Below are 16,020 nucleotides of genomic sequence, written 5' to 3' on the forward strand. Positions count from 1 at the left end.
CCTGGGACCGCTGACATATGACCGAACACGCCACCACCCTTGCCCCCGATACTGCCCCTGTGCAACGCGCATTGATCTCCGTTTCCGACAAGACCGGCCTTGTGGATCTGGCCCGTGCGTTGGCGACACGCGGCGTGGAACTGCTATCCACCGGCGGCAGCGCCAAGGCGATCCGCGATGCCGGGATCGCGGTGCGCGACGTGGCCGAGGTGACGGGCTTCCCCGAGATGATGGATGGCCGGGTCAAGACGTTGCACCCGATGGTGCATGGTGGCCTTCTGGCGCTACGCGACAACGCGGATCATGTGTCCGCGATGGATGAACACGGCATCGGCGCGATCGATCTGCTGGTGGTGAACCTCTATCCGTTCGAGGAAACCGTCGCCAAGGGTGCCGATTATGACACCTGCATCGAGAATATCGACATTGGCGGCCCTGCAATGATCCGTGCAGCGGCGAAGAATCACGGTTTTGTCACCACGGTCGTGGATGTCGAGGATTACGACGCGCTTCTGGCCGAACTCGATGCCAATGACGGCCAGACCACCTATGCGTTCCGCCAGAAGATGGCCCAGATCGCCTATGCCCGCACGGGTGCCTATGACGCGGCCGTGTCCACCTGGATGGCCGATGCGCTGGGCGAGGCAGCACCGCGCCGCAGGGTCTTTGCCGGAACGCTCGCGCAGACGCTGCGCTACGGCGAAAACCCGCACCAGTCGGCAGCGTTCTACAAGGATGGCGCGAACCGGCCCGGTGTGTCCACGGCCACGCAACATCAGGGCAAGGAACTGTCCTATAACAACATCAACGACACCGATGCGGCGTTCGAGCTGGTGTCAGAGTTTCTGCCGGGTGATGGTCCAGCTTGCGCGATCATCAAACATGCCAACCCTTGCGGCGTGGCGCGCGGCGAGACACTGAAAGACGCGTATCAGCGCGCCTTCGATTGTGACCGCACATCGGCTTTTGGTGGGATCATCGCGCTCAACGGCGTTTTGGATGGTGACACGGCCGAGGTGATTTCAGAGATCTTTACCGAAGTGGTGATCGCCCCCGGTGCCGATCAGGCCGCGCGCGACATTTTTGCCAAGAAGAAGAACCTGCGTCTGTTGACCACCGACGGGCTGTCGAACCCGGCGCTTGGCGGCCTGACATACCGGCAGGTCTCCGGTGGGATGCTGGTACAGGATCGCGACAACGGTGCGATTGCGCTGGATGACCTGAAAGTGGTGACACAAAAGGCCCCGACAGATGCCCAGCTTGCCGACCTTCTGTTCGCTTGGAAAGTCGCCAAACACGTCAAATCCAACGCCATTGTCTATGTCAAGGACGGCGCGACGGTCGGCGTCGGTGCAGGCCAGATGAGCCGCGTTGACAGTACGCGCATCGCGGCGCGTAAATCGCTGGATATGGCCGAGGTTTTGGGGCTGTCCGCGCCGCTGACGCAAGGCTCTGTCGTGGCGTCGGACGCGTTTTTCCCCTTCCCCGACGGTCTGCTGACCGCGGCAGAGGCGGGTGCCGTGGCGGTCATTCAGCCCGGCGGGTCGATGCGCGATGACGACGTGATCAAAGCTGCGGATGAGGCGGGCCTCGCGATGGTGTTCACCGGCATGCGGCATTTCCGACATTGACGGGGTGCCGCGCATATCTGGCCAAACGAAAGGCGATGGCATGAAACTGGTGTTCTGGGCGGGGTTCTGGACATTCCTGCTGGATCAGGCAACCAAGTGGCTGGTCGTGCATGTGCTGAACCTGCGTACGCTGGGCGAGATCGACGTGCTTCCGCCGTTGCTCAATTTTCGCATGGCGTGGAATCGGGGCGTCAACTTTGGCCTCTTTCAGGGCGACAGCGATGCAGGCCGGTGGCTTTTGATCGGCGTGGCCGTGGCGATCGTCCTGTTCGTGCTGGTCTGGATCTGGCGCGACCCGCCGGCAAAATGGGGCAAAATCGCGGCCGGCATGCTGATCGGCGGCGCGCTTGGCAATGTCGTCGACAGGGTGCTGTATGGTGCCGTTGCGGATTTCCTGAACATGAGCTGTTGCGGGATCGAAAATCCGTTTGCCTTCAACGTGGCGGATGTCGCGATCTTTGCGGGGGCTTTGGGGCTGGTGCTGTTTCCGGGAACACGCAAGCCCTCGGGCAAGTCTGGAAACAACACAGGCAACACAAGACGAAAAAACGCCCCGTGACCTTGGGCAAGCAATCGGATATGGCTGGCATAATGACGATCAGGAGGGTGGCGATGACAGGGCCGCGCATTTGGGTGATGCTGGGAACGATGGCGGCGCTGACCGCCTGTGGCGGCTATGAACGTGACATAACCCTGCACGATCTGCGGACCAATCGGGGCACGCCCGAGGAATTCGCGATCGAGCCGAAAAAGCCTTTGCTCGCGCCTGAAAGCGTTGCGGCGCTGCCCACCCCTACACCCGGCGGTGCAAATCGTACCGATCAGACACCCAAACAGGATGCGGTGGCGGCACTGGGCGGCAACCCGTCGCGCCTGACCCCGACCGCAGGCGTACCCGCCGGTGACGGTGCGCTGGTCAACCATGCCAGCCGGTTGGGCCGCGATGGGAATGTCCGCGCCGACCTTGCGACCGAGGATCTGGAATTCCGAAAGCGCAAATCGCTGTTTTCCTGGAGGCTCTTCAAGGAAGACGAATATGACCGCGCCTATCGTCGCGAGTCTTTGGATCCCTACGGCACGCTGAACGCGTCTCGTCGGGCGGGCGCACGCACACCCACGGCCCCGCCAGCGGGCCGCTGAGGCAAATCCCGCCTGTCACAATGACGTGGCCCGGCTTGAAACCGGGCGCGATATGCGTAGCTTCCAGTCAAACCGATGGAGGAATTGCATGCGCATTGCCGTTATGGGGGCCGCCCTGGCCCTGATGCTGGCCACGGGGCTTGCCCAGGCTGACACCGTGCCGACGCCGCAGGACGATGTGACCACGTTCGCGCTGGACAACGGCATGGAGGTTGTGGTGATCGAAGATCACCGCGCGCCGGTCGTCGTCAACATGGTGTGGTACAAGGCCGGATCAGCGGATGAACCCGAGGGGGCCTCGGGTGTGGCGCATTTTCTTGAACATCTGCTGTTCAAAGGCACCGACACGCTGGACCCCGGTGAGTTTTCGCGCACCGTCGCGCGCAATGGCGGGTCCGACAACGCCTTCACCAGCTATGACTACACCGCGTATTTTCAACGCGTTGCCGCCGACCGGCTGGATCTGATGATGCAGATGGAGGCTGACCGGATGGTCAATCTTCGGCTCGACGAAAAGGACATCCTGACCGAGCGTGAAGTGATTATCGAAGAACGCAACCAGCGGACCGAGAATGATCCCGGCGCACTGTTTGGCGAACAACGCAATGCCGCGCTTTACATGAACCATCGCTACGGTGTGCCGATCATCGGCTGGCGGCACGAGATGGTGACGCTCGATCTTGATGATGCGCTAAGCTATTACCGGAAAAACTATGCGCCCAACAATGCCATTCTGGTGGTGGCCGGAGATGTGAAGCCCGAAGATGTGCGCAGCATGGCTGAGCAGCATTTCGGCGTTCTGCCTCCCAATCCCGAACTGACGGATCGCGCCCGGCCCGACGAGCCGCCGCAAAGGGCAGAGCGGCGTCTGACCTACCGGGATGCCCGCGTTGCCCAGCCCTATGTCAGCCGAGTATATCTGGCACCGTCGCGTAATCATGACGATCAGAAAACCGCCGCAGCACTGGTGCTGCTGTCGGAAATCCTTGGCGGCGGACAGACGTCGAAACTGGTGCGCGCGTTGACCTTTGACAGCCAGACCGCCGTCTGGGCGGGTGCGTTCTACGATGCGACGCGTCTTGACGAAAGCAGCTTCGGCATTGCTGTCGTGCCCAGCGAGGGCGTCTCGCTGCAAGAGGCAGAAGACGCGATGGATCGCGTGATCGCGGAGTTCCTGGCCGAAGGCGTCGACGCGGCTCAGCTTGACCGCATCAAGATGCAGTTGCGTTCGCAGGCGATCTATTCGCGTGACAATGTCGAACGTCTGGCCAACCGCTACGGACAAGCCTTGGCAACCGGTCTGACGGTCGAGGATGTGCAGGCCTGGCCGGACATTCTGCAAGCCGTCACCGGGGAAGAGATCGTTGCGGCAGCCCGTGACGTGTTTGACCGTAATCAGGCCGTTACCGGCTGGCTGACCACACACGAGGAGGTCACGCAATGAAGTTTGTAGCAACCCTGCTGACATCGCTTTTGCTGGCCTTTCCGGCATGGGCAGAGATCGATATTCAGGAAATCGCCACCCCCGGCGGATTTGACGCCTGGCTGGTCGAGGAACAGGACATTCCGTTTGTTGCGCTGGAATTGCGCTTCAAAGGTGGCGCATCGCTGGACCGCGACGGCAAGCGCGGCGCGACCAATCTGATGATGGCACTGCTGGAGGAAGGTGCGGGCGACATGGACGCGCGCGCCTTTGCTGAACGCACCGAAGAGCTTGCCGCGCGGTTCAGCTATAACGCCTATGACGACGCGGTGTCGGTTTCGGCCAAGTTCCTGACCGAGAACCGTGACGAGGCCGTGGCCCTGCTGCGCGAAACGCTGGTCAACCCGCGGTTTGACGACGATGCCATCGAACGCGTGCGCGCGCAGGTCGAATCGAGCATCCGGTCCGACCTGAAGGATCCCAACAGCATTGTCAGCGCCGCCTTTGACGCAGCGGCGTTTGGCGATCATCCATATGGCTCATCGGCTGACGGCACGCTGGACAGCGTGGCCGGCCTGACGCGTGACGATCTGACGGCGGCCCACAAGGGGGTGATACGCCGCGATAACGTCTTTATCGGCGCGGCAGGCGACATCTCGGCCGAAGAGTTGTCAACGCTGATCGACGATCTGCTGGGCGATCTGCCGGAGACAGGTTGGGACATGCCCGCCCCGGCGGATTACGCGCTTGAGGGCGGTATCAATGTCGTGCCGTTCGAGACGCCTCAATCGGTCGCTCTGTTCGGCCACGAAGGCATCGAACGCGACGACCCGGATTTTTTCGCCGCCTATGTGATGAACGTGATCCTGGGCGGGGGTGGCTTTGAGAGCCGCCTGATGGACGAGGTGCGCGAGAAACGCGGCCTGACCTACGGCGTCTATTCCTACCTCGTGCCCAAGGATTACGCCGCGCTGTATCTGGGCCGCGTTGCCAGCGCCAACAACCGTATCGCCGAGGCTATTTCGGTGATCCGCGACGAATGGTCAAAGCTGGCTGCGGACGGTGCCACTCAGGAAGAGCTGGATCAGGCCAAGACCTATCTGACCGGTGCCTATCCCCTGCGCTTTGACGGCAACGGCCCGATCGCGGATATTCTGGTTGGCATGCAGATGGACGGACTGCCCACGGAATATGTGGTCAATCGCAACGCAAAGGTCGAGGCCGTGACGCTGGAGGACGTGCAACGCGTCGCCAAACGCCTGCTGCGCCCCGAGGATCTGCACTTCACCGTCGTGGGTCAGCCCGAAGGTCTGGACCTGCCGGGGCAGTAGCAAAAGCATCGAGACGCCGGACAATCGTCAAATCTTGGCAACAAAAAAGGCGCGTCGGAAACCCGGCGCGCCTTTTCGTTTTCAGCTCTGCTTGCGGCTCAGATCAATTCAGCAAGCCCGCGTGGCGCAGACCGTAATCGACCAGTTCCTTGGTGCCGTCTGTCAGTGGCACCAGCGGCGAGCGGACATCGTCGCTGCACAGGCCGAGACGCGACATGGCGTATTTCACACCGCAGACGCCGGGTTCGGTGAAGATGGCGCTATGCAGCGGCATCAGGCGGTCCTGGATGGTCAGCGCTTTGGCATAGTCGCCGGCCAGGGTTGCCTCTTGCAGTTCGGCGCAAAGACGTGGTGCCACATTGCCGGTGACGGTAATGCAACCAACGCCGCCCTGAGCATTGAACCCGTGCGCGGTTCCGTCCTCGCCCGAGATCTGGATGAAGTCCGTTCCGCAGGTGATCCGCTGGGCGCAGACCCGCGCCAGATCGCCAGTGGCGTCTTTCACCCCGACAATGCGCGGCAGCTTTGCCAGCAGACCCATCGTTACCGGGCTCATGTCCACGGCGGACCGGCCGGGGATGTTGTAGATGATGATCGGCAGCTCGCAGGCGTCATGCAGCGCGGTGAAATGCGCGATCAGCCCTTCTTGGGTCGGTCTGTTATAATAGGGCGTCACCACAAGCGCCGCGTTGGCACCAACCGATTCGGCATGCTGCATGAAACGCAGCGATTCGGACGTGTTGTTCGATCCGGCCCCGGCGATCACCGGAATGCGCCCGGCAGAGGCTTCGACCACGGCTTCGACCACGGCCATATGTTCGGCATGGCTCAGCGTCGGGCTTTCGCCTGTCGTGCCCACGGGAACAAGCCCGTGGCTGCCCTCATCCACATGCCAATCCACAAGTTTCTTGAGCGTCACCATATCCACTGCGCCGTCCTTGAACGGCGTGACCAGGGCAGGCATAGACCCCTTGAACATGACACGCTCCTTTTTCTGTTTCACTGTCGTCATCATTGACGGGTTCGGGATGGCGTTCTGCCGGGAATGTGAGTTGCAGGTCCGGCGAGCCACGCTATCCTGTTGCAGGTCTATCTATTTTCGGCAGGGAAATTGCAAGATCATGTGGCGCATTCTCCTGACAGTCGTGGCTTGTATGTGTGTGTCCTTGCCAGCCTTGGCGCAAACGCCGGGCGCTGCGCGGCCTTTGCAAGGGGCGCTGGACGCGATGCGCGCTGGCAACTGGGCGCAGGCGCGCATCACCGCGCGGGGCGAGGGTCAGCAGGCCGTGGATGTCATCAACTGGATGAATCTGCGGGCTGGCAATGGCAGCGCCTCCGAAGTGCAGGACTTCCTGAAACGCAACGCCGATTGGCCGGGCCTGCCCTATCTACGCATGAAAAGCGAAGAGGCGATGGCCGACGCGAGCGATGCCGAGGTGCTGGCTTTCTTCGCCGATGATCTGCCGCAAACCGGCTCTGGCGCGCTTACTCTGGCGCGCGCGCTTGAAGCGAACGCAGAGCAGGGGGCCGCAGAGGCGGATATCGTCATGGCGTGGCGCACGCTGGCGCTGTCGCAAAGCGAGCATTTGACCTTTCTGGCGCAGTATGGCGACATCCTGAAACCGCACCACGTCGCCCGCATGGATATGGCCCTGTGGAAAGGTTGGGACGGAACGGCAAAAATGATGCGCGGCCTGGTCAGCGAGGATCGCCGCGCGCTCGCAGATGCGCGCATGGCGCTTTATGCGCTGGGGCCGGCCGTCGATACGCTGATTGAGCGCGTGCCGCAGGCGTTGCAGAATGATCCGGGTCTTGCACATGCGCGGTTTGACTGGCGGGCCCGCAAGGGGCGTGACGATGCCGCGATAGAGTTGCTGTTGCAACGCTCTGTCAGTGCCGCCTCGCTGGGCGAGCCTTGGGCCTGGGCGAATCGCCGTCGCCTTCTGGCACGCGGATTGATGCGCAAGGGGGACTGGGAAACGGCTTACGAGGTGGCCTCCAGCCATCATCTGACCGAGGGCAGCGCTTATGCAGAGCTTGAGTGGATTGCGGGCTACACCGCGTTGAAACGCGAACGGCCAAGCGTGGCCGTGCAGCATTTCCAACATTTGCAATCGGGTGTCGATACGCCGATCTCGCTGGGGCGCGCAGGCTATTGGCTGGGCCGTGCCTTCGAGGCGGCCGGCGACGCCGCCGCCGCGCAAAGCGCCTATGCCGAGGGCGCGAAGTATCAGACCAGCTTTTACGGATTGCTTGCGGCGGAACGCGGTAACGTGCCGTTCAATGCCGCCCTGACTGGCGGCGATCTGCCGGAATGGCGGGGGGCGGAATTCACCCAAAGCTCTGTGTTCAAGGCAGCGGTGTTGCTGCTCGCGGCAGGCGAGGATGATCTGGGCGAGCGTTTCCTGACCCATCTTGCCGAAACCCAACCGCCCGAGGCTATCGCGCAGATGGGCGCAATGATGGAAGAGCTGAACCGCCCTCATATTCAGGTCATGCTGGGCAAACGCGCCGCGCAATACGGGATCGAGGTTCCGCGCCCCTATTACGCGCTGCACGATCTGGTGAAGGGCGACTATCCTGTGCCGAAAGAGATTGTGCTGGCTATTGCGCGTCGGGAAAGCGAGTTCGATCCCAAGGTGGTCAGCGGCGCTGGCGCGCGCGGGTTGATGCAGGTGATGCCCGCTACGGCGCAGGCCGTAGCCTCGCGGCTCGGGATTGCGCATCAGACGGAAATGCTGACCCGGAACTGGAAACACAACGCCACGCTCGGGGCGGAATATCTTGCATGGATGTCGCGCCGGTTTGACGCCAACCCGGTGATGATGGCGGCAAGCTACAACGCGGGGCCGGGGCGTCCGACGCGCTGGATGGCCGAATATGGCGATCCGCGCAAAGGCGATATCGACGTGATCGATTGGATCGAGATGATCCCTTTCGACGAGACCCGCAACTACGTGATGCGCGTCACCGAAAGCTTGCCGGCCTACCGCGCGCGCTTGGGCAAGGACCCGCATCCGGTGCCGTTCAGCAAGGAACTTGTCGGCTCAACCCTTCCGGCGCGCCCGCCAGAGGGTGAATAGCCCCGCCGCCACGATGATCGCCGCGCCGATGGCCACGTTGGGACGGATGGTCTCGGCAAAAAGAACCACGCCGATTGTTGAGGCAAAGACCAGTTGCAGATAGGCGAAGGGCTGGACCGCGCTGGCCTCTGCGACCTCGTAGGTCTTGATCAGCAACCAGTGGCCGGCCACGCCTGTCAGACACAAAGCACCCATCCAGATCCAGTCTGGTCCGGTCATCGGCTCCCAGAACCAAATGCCTGCGAGCGTCATGGCAAACGCCCCTGTCGTGCCGGTCCAGAAAAAGCTGGTCGCCGCCGTATCCGCCCGCGCCACATAGCGCGTCAGCAACCCGTAAAGCGCGAACATCGACGCCGCAGCCAGCGGGATCAGCGCGAGGGGAGAGAAGACCCCAAAGCCCGGTTCGAGAATGATCATCACCCCGACAAAGCCGATGCCGATCGCCGTCCAGCGCCGCCAGCCAACGGATTCGCCCAATACCGGCCCGGACAGCGCCGCCACCAGCAGTGGATAGCAGGCAAAAACCGCATGGCTTTCGACAAGGCCAAGATAGGTGAAGGCCGCGACCATGACGCAGATCTCTGCGGCCAGCAGGAACCCGCGAAATCCCTGCACCAGCGGTTGCGTCGTCGCGGCAGCTGCGCGCAGCCCGCCTGCCTGACGGGCGGCAATGGTCATCACGAAAGCCGCGAAGAACCAGTAGCGGATCATCACCACCATGATGACGTTATATTCGCTCGCCAGATGCTGAGAGATCCCGTCCTGCACCGCGAAGACAAGCGTGGTGGCGACCATGAACCAGATGCCAAGGGATGTGTCGTTGCGGGTCATGGGGCTTTCCGTGCGGTGGTCATATGTCTCTTGCGGCCGTATCCCGGCACGCGCGTCGTCACAAGCCCCGCCGCGTTCAGCGCCCGCCGCACGGCCCCCGCCGCCGAATAGGTCGCCGCCGTTCCGCCCGGTTTGGTATGCGCGGCAACCTCTGCTAACAGGGCAGGCTCCCATAGTTGCGGATTCTTCGCGGGTGAGAACCCATCCAGAAACCATGCATCTGCCAGACCGTCATGGGTGGGCAGGGTTTCGCGGGCATCGCCCTCGACCATGCGAAAGGCCAGATCAGGCAGATCAATCGCGCGTGCATTCGCCTGCCAGAACGGTGCCAGTTCGGCCGCAATGCCTTTCAGTTCCGGGAAACCTGCCTGTGCGCGGGTCATGTCGGCACCGCTTAACGGGAAGGCCTCGAATGTGGTGAAATGCAGCCTGCCTTGGATTTTGGTCTGCCGCCAGAGCGCCAGCGCCGCCAAAAGGTTCAACCCGGTGCCAAAGCCAAGCTCCATGATGTGGAACCCGTCCCGAAAGCGTTCCGGCAGGCGGTTGCCGGCCAGAAAGACATGCCGGGTCTCGGCCAGCCCGTCCTCCAGCGAGTAATAGGGGTCGTCAAACCGCAAGGACACGGGAATGTCGCCTGCGCGCCAGTCCAGAATGTCGCGTTGCGTGATCTTCGGGTCGTCGCTCTGGCTCTGCATGGGTTCCTGCCCTAAGACATCGCTATAGCGACACCAATCAGAAGGGGTGTGAATTGACAATGGTCGATGTCACCGTGCGCGGTGCGGGGATCTTCGGATTGGCCTGCGCCTGGGTCTGCGCGAAACGCGGTGCGCGGGTTCGCGTGGTAGATCCGCATGGCGTAGGTGCCGGGGCCAGTGGTGGCATTGTTGGCGCGTTGGCACCGCATGTGCCGGAAAACTGGAACGACAAGAAGGCGTTTCAGTTCGAGAGCCTGCGCATGTCGGGGCCGTTCTGGGCCGATGTCGCGGAAGTCGGCGGTGGCGATCCCGGCTATGCGCGCACCGGCCGCTTACAACCCGTCGTGGACGCGGCGGCGCTGGTTCTGGCGCGGGCACGGGCGGCGGGGGCTGCGGATCTGTGGCAGGGCTTTGCCGATTGGTCTGTCGAGCGCTCTGCGGATGACTGGGCACCGGCCTCGGCCAGTGGCTGGGTGATCCGCGATACGCTGAGCGCGCGTCTGCATCCGCGCCGTGCCTGCGATGCCTTGGCCCGTGCCCTGACCGCGAAGGGGGCGGATATAGTCAGGGACGCCGCCGATGAGGGTGTGGTCCTGTGGGCCACCGGCTGGCAGGGGCTGGAGGCCATGTCAGAGGCGTTGGGCCGCAGGGTGGGCAATGGTGTCAAAGGGCAGGCGCTGCTGTTGCGATATGATGCGCGGGACGCGCCGCAACTGTTCGCGGACGGGCTGCATATCGTGCCGCATGCCGATGGCACGGTGGCCGTGGGGTCGACGTCAGAGCGCGAATTCGCCGATCCGACGTCAGTGGATGTGCAGTGCGATGCCTTGCTGGAGCGGGCACGAGAGGCGCTGCCAATGCTGAAGGATGCCGAGGTCCTGGAACGCTGGGCGGGGGTGCGGCCGCGGGCGCGGTCCCGTGCGCCGATGCTGGGACGGCATCCGCTGGCAAAAGGTGCCTACATCGCAAATGGCGGTTTCAAGATCGGCTTTGGCATGACGCCCAAGGTGGCGGAAGTGATGGCCGATTTGATGCTGGAGGAGCGCGACGGCATTCCAGAAGGATTTCGGGTCAAGGCGTCCGTAAAGGATTAGTGGGCCCATGCGTGTAAAAGGGGACGGGAGCGAGGGGCCAGCCCCTCGCTCCCCGGAGTGTTTTTGCCAATGAGAACCGGCATGGGTCAGGTTTGCGCGGCGGCGATGCGGCTGATGCCTTCGGGGATGAGGTCCGCCTGGATGGAGGAATAGCCCAAGCGGCAAAAATTCGTGGGGGCATCCGCGCCGACAAAGAAGGGCTGGCCGGGTTCGATCAGGACGTCGCGGAGGCGCAGCGTTTCAGCGAGTTGCGCGGTATCAAGGCCATCGGCGAGTTTGACCCAGACGCTTGAGCCGCCATGTGTGCTTTGTCCTGCGACGGTCAGGCCGTGTCGGGTGAGTTCGGTTTCCATCACCTGACGTCTTGTATGGAGCGCCTTGGCGGTGCGCTTGATCAGGGCGTCGTAATGGCCAAGTCGCAGGAAATAGGCGGCGGTGCGCTGCATGTGTCCCGGCGGATGGCGCAGCACCGAGGCGCGCAGGGCACGCGCCTCGCGGATGAACTCGGCAGATCCGACGAGATAGCCCAGGCGCAGCCCCGGAAACAGCGATTTGGAGAAGCTGCCTGCGTAGATCACCCGCCCGTCGGTATCGAGCGATTTCAGCGCGGGGCTGGGCGGTGCGAGGTAGGCGGTTTCGAATTCGTAATCGTCCTCGACGATCAGTGCATCAAGGTCACGGGCACGGGCAAGAAGCGCGCGGCGTCGGTCCAGCGGCATGGTGACGGAGGTCGGGCAATGGTGGCTGGGCGTGGTAAAGATCACATCCGCACCCTGTGGGATCGCGTCCGGGGGCAGGCCTTTCGTGTCGACGGGAACGGGTGCCAAGCGGCAGCGCGACAGGGTCAGGATATCGCGCAGGGCAGGATAGCAGGGGGTCTCTATCGCCGCGGTCCGGCGCGGGTTCAACAGCACCTGCGTGGTCAGCCAAAGGGCGTTCTGCGCGCCCATCGTCACAAGGATTTCGTCCGGTTTGGCGATGATGCCGCGCCGGGGCAGGGTGTGGCGGGCGATGAATTCGATCAGCTCGGGGTCGTCCTGATCGTAGTAATCCGTGGTCAGCGCCTGGAAATTTGGCACCCCAAGCGCCTGAATGGCGCAGAGGCGCCAGTTGGCGTGGTCGAATAGCGTGGGATCGGCCTGCCCGTAGATGAACGGGTAACGGTAGCGGGCCCAATCCGACGGTCTGCGCGGCGTCACCCCGCCTGAAAACCGCTGCCCGATGGCGCGCGACCAGTCGACAGTTTCATGCCGTTTCTGCGGCGCGGAAAACGCGGGCGGCTCTGGTGCGCTGTCGGAGACGTAATAACCCGACCGGCCGCGCGAGGTGAGATAGTCGTTGGCCTGAAGTTCCGTGTAGGAGAGCGTCACGGTGATGCGGCTGACGCCCAGATGACGGGCAAGCGCGCGGGTCGAGGGCAGGCGTTCGCCGCGCTGAAACCGACCCGACAGGATGCCCTCGGCCACCATCTGCTGGATCTGCGCCTGCAAGGTGCCTTGTGCGTCAGGCGTAAGGAAAAAGGTTTCAACGGGGATGGCCATGGGCGTCAGGATAGGCTGGCGCTATGGCGGTTGCAATCTGGACTTATCGCAATGGATTGGTCGCGCCTGCGGCCGGGTGGGCGGCCGCAGCCAGAGGTTTCAGCCGAAAACCTTGGTCAGCGCGTTGTCCACAGCATCGGTGATCTGGTCGATATCATCGGGCGTGGCGATCAACGCAGGCGAGAAGCACAACACGTTGTTGAACCCCGGCACCGAACGGTTCATCGCCCCGATGATGACGCCTTGGGCATTGCAGGCTGCGACCACCGCGCCGACCTGTTTTTCGGTCACCGGTTCCTTGCTGCTGCGATCCGCGACCAGCTCGGCCCCAAGAAACAGCCCCTTGCCGCGGACATCGCCAATCACCCGGTGCTTTTCCATCAGCGCCTGAAGGTTGCCCAGCATCCGGTCCCCCATGGCCACGGTGTTGTCGAGCAGGTTCTCGTCCTCGATGATGCGCATGTTTTCCAGTGCGGCGGCCGGGCCGGCGGTGCAGCCACCGAAGGTCGAGATGTCGCGGAAATAGTTCAGCGGATCGTCAACGTCATCCTTGAACATCTCGAACACGCGTTCGGTGGTCACGCAGCACCCGATTGCGGCATAGCCCGAGGCGACGCCCTTGGCCATGGTCACGAAGTCCGGCTCGATCCCGTAATGCTGGTAGCCGAACCATGTGCCGGTGCGCCCGAGGCCGCAGACGACCTCGTCGATATGCAGTAGGATGTCATATTTGCGGCAGATCTCCTGCACCTTTTGCCAGTAACCTTCGGGCGGGACGATCACGCCGCCGCCGGCAGTCACCGGTTCAAGGCAAAGCCCGCCGACCGTGTCGGGGCCTTCGCGCAGGATCACCTCTTCGATCGCCTCGGCGGCGCGCTCTCCGTAGTTTTCGACATCCCATTGCGCGCGGTATTCCAGACAATGCGGGACGCGGATGAAATCAGGGGCAAGTGGCCCGTAATGTTCGACGCGCTGATCCTGGCCGCCCGCCGACATCGTGCCGATGGTGCCGCCGTGATAATCGCGGTCGCGATACAGGATCTTGGTCTTCTTGCCGCCATAGCGCTTATGCGCGATCTGGCGGATCATCTTGAAGGCCTTCTCATTCGCCTCGGAGCCAGAGTTGGCGTAGTAGATCCGGCTCATTCCCGGCATCTTCTCCATCAGCTTTTCGGCGAAGATCGCACTTGGTATGGATCCTGCGGCACCGGAGAAAAAGTTGAGCTTGATCAACTGGTCACGCACAGCGTTGGCGATGCTCTCGCGGCCATACCCTACGTTTACGGTCCAGACCCCGCCGGACACCGCGTCGAGATGTTCCTTGCCGTGCTGGTCCCAGACCCGCATGCCCTTGCCCTCGACAATGATCCGCGGATCCGTTGTCTCGAAGCCTTTGTGCTGAATCAGATGATGCCAGACATGCGCCTTGTCGGCAGCCACGACATGGCTGAGATCATTGTCTTTATACGTTCCGTCCATAGCGATTTTCATCCTTTCCTGACCGCGCGCGGTCAGGGCGCTGAGGTCAGACTGAAGCATCATGTTCTGAGTATATCAAATGCCTCAAAACACATCAGCGCTAGGTCCAGAATAAGCATGTATATAATGCCAGAGGGCGTGGGTGCTGGGTGAAATGAATGTATCCACGGCATTTTGCACGGCTTCAGGTTGCGACAGCCGAAATTGGGCCAAGTTTCAGACCACCAGATTGCCGAAAAGTGCCGCCGTATTTTCGGACATCTGCCAAGAGGTCGTCGTCGCGACAGGACTGCTGATGCAGAAAAAGGGGCGGTGATGAGGATCAAGGTTGCCTCCGGAGGTCTGCTGACTGATATTGCGCCGACGAGGATTATTCCTATCGGTGTGATTGGATTTTGGATTGGCATTTTGATGCGCAAGGCGGAACGTATCCTCGTGCCGTAGAGAGGAAAGGGCTGAGCCAGTGGATCAAAACATAGAGAGCTTTCTGACCGACCTGTTCGAGGCGGCTGTAGATGCCGCCGATCCGATGCGGGCACTTGGCCGGGCTTTGCCAGAGCGGCCATCGGGCAAGACTGTGGTGATCGGCGCTGGCAAGGGGGCCGCGCAACTCGCGCAGGCGTTTGAGCAGCTTTGGGAGGGGCCGCTGGAAGGCGTTGTCGTTACGCGTTACGGGTATAGTGCGCCTTGCAAGTATATCCGCGTCATGGAGGCCGCGCATCCTGTTCCCGACGAGGCAGGGCTGGCGGCGACCAAAGCCCTTTTCGATGCGGTCGAGGGGTTGGGGCCAGACGATCTGGTGGTTGCGCTGGTGTGCGGCGGCGGGTCGTCCTTGTTGCCCTGTCCGGCAGAGGGGCTGACCTTCGAAGACGAGATTGCGCTGAACGAATGTTTGCTCGCCTCCGGCGCGCCGATCGGTGTGATGAACATGATCCGCAAGCAGATCAGCGGCATCAAGGGCGGGCGGTTGGCTTTGGCCGCGCATCCCGCTCGGGTGGTGACGCTGGTCGTGTCGGATGTGCCGGGGGACGATCCGGCGCAGGTGGCCTCTGGCCCCACCGTCCCGGACCGCACCACGCGAGAGGCCGCAAAGGCCGCGGCGCGCACCTACGGGATTGAGCTGCCACCGAAAATCGCGGCCTTTCTGGACGGGGGTACGAACCTGCCGCCATTGCCGGACGATCCCGGATTTGATGGCAATGATGTGCGCGTGGTCGCGTCGGCGGCGCTGTCACTGGAGGCCGCTGAGAAGGCGGCCCGCGCAGCCGGCGTCGAGGCGGTGATCCTGTCCGACGCCATCGAAGGCGAAGCGCGCGAGATTGCCCGGATGCATGCCGCGATGGCGCGGGAATGCGTGGCCAAGGCCCGGCCCTTTCCGCCCCCTGTCGTGCTGCTGTCGGGCGGTGAGACGACCGTGACCCTGCGCGCCAAGGGACGTGGCGGGCGCAACACCGAATTCCTGCTGTCCTTTGCGCTGTGCATTGACGGGCAGACCGGCATATCGGCGCTGGCAGCGGATACCGATGGCATTGACGGGTCAGAGGACAATGCAGGTGCCTTTGCCGATGGCGATACGGCGGCGTCCATTCGCAAGGCAGGTGCCGATCCGGCAGAGATGCTGTCGAAAAATGACGCATGGGGGGCGTTCGACGCGGCAGGCACGCTTTTCGTGCCCGGCCCGACAGGCACCAATGTCAATGATTTCCGCGCAATCCTGATCGGCGCGCTGCCTTAGCGCATCAGCCCCTTCCGATCACGACAGCACCGGCGCG

At 62.7% G+C, this 16,020-nt stretch carries 14 protein-coding genes; 9 read left to right on the plus strand and 5 right to left on the minus strand.

The window, feature by feature from the left end; all coding sequences use genetic code 11:
• The first annotated feature begins 17 nt into the window (after positions 1–17).
• From purH to ACN0WV_RS05210, 5 genes are all read left to right on the plus strand, one after another.
• Positions 18–1,631, plus strand: coding sequence for a bifunctional phosphoribosylaminoimidazolecarboxamide formyltransferase/IMP cyclohydrolase (gene purH, locus ACN0WV_RS05190; RefSeq protein WP_417604144.1), 1,614 nt, complete (start codon positions 18–20; stop codon positions 1,629–1,631).
• A gap of 40 nt (positions 1,632–1,671) precedes the next feature.
• Complete coding sequence (lspA, locus tag ACN0WV_RS05195; RefSeq protein ID WP_417604145.1) at positions 1,672–2,190, plus strand: signal peptidase II; 519 nt, start codon at positions 1,672–1,674, stop codon at positions 2,188–2,190.
• 53 nt (positions 2,191–2,243) lie between these two features.
• Positions 2,244–2,771: a DUF3035 domain-containing protein gene (locus ACN0WV_RS05200; protein WP_417604146.1), complete on the plus strand. Its 528-nt coding sequence runs from the start codon at positions 2,244–2,246 to the stop codon at positions 2,769–2,771.
• Positions 2,772–2,859: 88 nt separating this feature from the next.
• Positions 2,860–4,215: a M16 family metallopeptidase gene (locus tag ACN0WV_RS05205; protein ID WP_417604147.1), complete on the plus strand. Its 1,356-nt coding sequence runs from the start codon at positions 2,860–2,862 to the stop codon at positions 4,213–4,215.
• Entirely contained in the window at positions 4,212–5,525 is a 1,314-nt protein-coding gene (locus ACN0WV_RS05210) for a M16 family metallopeptidase (RefSeq protein WP_417604148.1), read from the plus strand. The genes ACN0WV_RS05205 and ACN0WV_RS05210 overlap by 4 nt, the downstream gene beginning before the upstream one ends.
• 103 nt (positions 5,526–5,628) lie before the next feature.
• Here the strand turns inward: ACN0WV_RS05210 and dapA are convergent, their stop codons facing one another.
• On the minus strand, positions 5,629–6,504 hold the full coding sequence (dapA, locus tag ACN0WV_RS05215; protein ID WP_084352195.1) for a 4-hydroxy-tetrahydrodipicolinate synthase: 876 nt from the start codon (positions 6,502–6,504) through the stop codon (positions 5,629–5,631).
• A gap of 142 nt (positions 6,505–6,646) precedes the next feature.
• On the opposite strand from dapA, the gene ACN0WV_RS05220 reads away from it, so the two are divergent.
• Positions 6,647–8,608, plus strand: coding sequence for a lytic transglycosylase domain-containing protein (locus tag ACN0WV_RS05220; protein ID WP_417604149.1), 1,962 nt, complete (start codon positions 6,647–6,649; stop codon positions 8,606–8,608).
• Here ACN0WV_RS05220 and ACN0WV_RS05225 read toward each other — a convergent pair.
• Both ACN0WV_RS05225 and mnmC2 read right to left on the minus strand, forming a co-directional pair.
• Entirely contained in the window at positions 8,573–9,439 is an 867-nt protein-coding gene (locus tag ACN0WV_RS05225; protein WP_417604150.1) for a DMT family transporter, read from the minus strand. The two genes, ACN0WV_RS05220 and ACN0WV_RS05225, sit on opposite strands and share 36 nt — an antisense overlap.
• Positions 9,436–10,134 carry a tRNA (5-methylaminomethyl-2-thiouridine)(34)-methyltransferase MnmC2 gene (gene mnmC2 / locus ACN0WV_RS05230; RefSeq protein WP_417604151.1) on the minus strand — a complete coding sequence of 233 codons (699 nt, stop codon included), beginning with the start codon at positions 10,132–10,134 and terminating at the stop codon, positions 9,436–9,438. The genes ACN0WV_RS05225 and mnmC2 overlap by 4 nt, the downstream gene beginning before the upstream one ends.
• 59 nt (positions 10,135–10,193) lie before the next feature.
• Between mnmC2 and ACN0WV_RS05235 the strand changes: the two genes are divergently transcribed.
• Positions 10,194–11,228 (plus strand): NAD(P)/FAD-dependent oxidoreductase, encoded by a 1,035-nt coding sequence (locus ACN0WV_RS05235; RefSeq protein WP_417604403.1) that lies wholly within the window; start codon positions 10,194–10,196, stop codon positions 11,226–11,228.
• An 86-nt stretch (positions 11,229–11,314) separates the two neighbouring features.
• On the opposite strand, the gene pdxR is transcribed toward ACN0WV_RS05235, so the two are convergent.
• The gene (gene pdxR / locus ACN0WV_RS05240) at positions 11,315–12,769 is read right to left on the minus strand and encodes a MocR-like pyridoxine biosynthesis transcription factor PdxR (RefSeq protein WP_417604152.1); all 1,455 of its coding nucleotides are present in this window, start codon (positions 12,767–12,769) and stop codon (positions 11,315–11,317) included.
• 99 nt (positions 12,770–12,868) lie between these two features.
• Positions 12,869–14,248 carry an aminotransferase family protein gene (locus ACN0WV_RS05245; protein ID WP_417604404.1) on the minus strand — a complete coding sequence of 460 codons (1,380 nt, stop codon included), beginning with the start codon at positions 14,246–14,248 and terminating at the stop codon, positions 12,869–12,871.
• Between the two features lie 204 nt (positions 14,249–14,452).
• Between ACN0WV_RS05245 and ACN0WV_RS05250 the strand changes: the two genes are divergently transcribed.
• Positions 14,453–14,692: a hypothetical protein gene (locus tag ACN0WV_RS05250; protein ID WP_417604153.1), complete on the plus strand. Its 240-nt coding sequence runs from the start codon at positions 14,453–14,455 to the stop codon at positions 14,690–14,692.
• A 19-nt stretch (positions 14,693–14,711) separates the two neighbouring features.
• Entirely contained in the window at positions 14,712–15,983 is a 1,272-nt protein-coding gene (locus tag ACN0WV_RS05255) for a glycerate kinase type-2 family protein (RefSeq protein ID WP_417604154.1), read from the plus strand.
• Positions 15,984–16,020 lie beyond the last annotated feature (37 nt).

The organism is Primorskyibacter flagellatus, from assembly GCF_048268605.1.
Lineage (GTDB): Bacteria > Pseudomonadota > Alphaproteobacteria > Rhodobacterales > Rhodobacteraceae > Primorskyibacter > Primorskyibacter flagellatus.